This is a genomic window from Isoptericola sp. NPDC060185 (genome assembly GCF_042728595.1).
In the GTDB taxonomy this organism is placed as follows: domain Bacteria; phylum Actinomycetota; class Actinomycetes; order Actinomycetales; family Cellulomonadaceae; genus Isoptericola.
Map to the genome: position 1 here is coordinate 1 of NZ_JBHWYY010000179.1, position 1,000 is coordinate 1,000.

The window sequence follows — 1,000 nt, forward strand, 5'->3', positions numbered from 1 at the left end:
ACACTAACCCGGTGGTCGGTACCGGCGTGTGCCCGGCTGCCGGTGATTCGTGCCGCCGCCAGCTTGCCGGACAGCAGTGTGGTGGGCACACCCACCCCCGGAGTGGTGCCGCAACCTGCGAGAACGACGTTGTCCACGCCCCTTGGCAGATTGCGTGGCCGGAAGGGCCCGGTTTGCCGGAATACGTGGGCGAGGGAGAACGGTGTGCCCGCGATCATGCCCTGGGCGGCCCAGGTGGCGGGCGTGTCGAGGTGGTCGACTCGGAAATGTTCGGCGATGCCGGTGTAGCCGCGCCGCTCCAGTTCCGCGAGCAACTCGCGCAGGTAGGCGGGGGCGAGCCGGTCCCAGTCGAGCGGGGCGGCGGTCAGGTTGGGGCACGGCGCGAGCACCGACAGCGGTTCGAAGCGCCCGGTAGCCCGGTCGACGAACTGGTCGGCGTCGGTGAGCGCGGGCCGGGTGAGCAGCAGCGACGGATCGCTCATGAGCCGGCCGCGACCCTTGCGCGCGGCGATCTCGGCGAAGGTCTGTGCCCAGGCGGCGCCGAACTCGATGGTGTGATGGGCCTGCACGGGCCAGCGTGCGGCGATCTCGGCCGCGATGGTGCCGTGGGCGACGACGGCCGACGGTGAGGCGCGCAGGCCGCGACGGTGGCGCAGGCCGAATGTCGGCAGTGACGCGATGTCGGCGGTGAGGACCACCGCGTCGCAGGGGTAGGTGCGCCCGTCGGCGGTGTGCACGGCTTCGGCGCGTCGGCCACGGGCCGCGCCCTTCTGTCCCTGTCCGTTCGGTGTCCGTCCGGGGCGATAGTCGATGCCGTCGACCTCGGCATTCAGTACGAGCTGACCACCCGCGGCCGTGAACGCCTCGGCGAGCGCCGCCGTGATCGCGCGCATTCCGCCTTCGGGGAAGTAGACACCCAGGCAGGTGTCCATGTTCGGGATCGCGCCGTAGACGGCGAGCGCGTCATCCGGCGACATGCCCGCGTACAGCGCCTGGAAGG

General features: G+C 71.5%; 1 protein-coding gene. It reads right to left on the reverse strand.

Features of this window, described 5'->3' with window-relative positions; translation table 11 throughout:
• The coding region (gene crtI / locus ACFWDO_RS21535) for a phytoene desaturase family protein (protein WP_380347238.1) at positions 1 to 1,000 on the reverse strand (1,000 nt) is incomplete at both ends.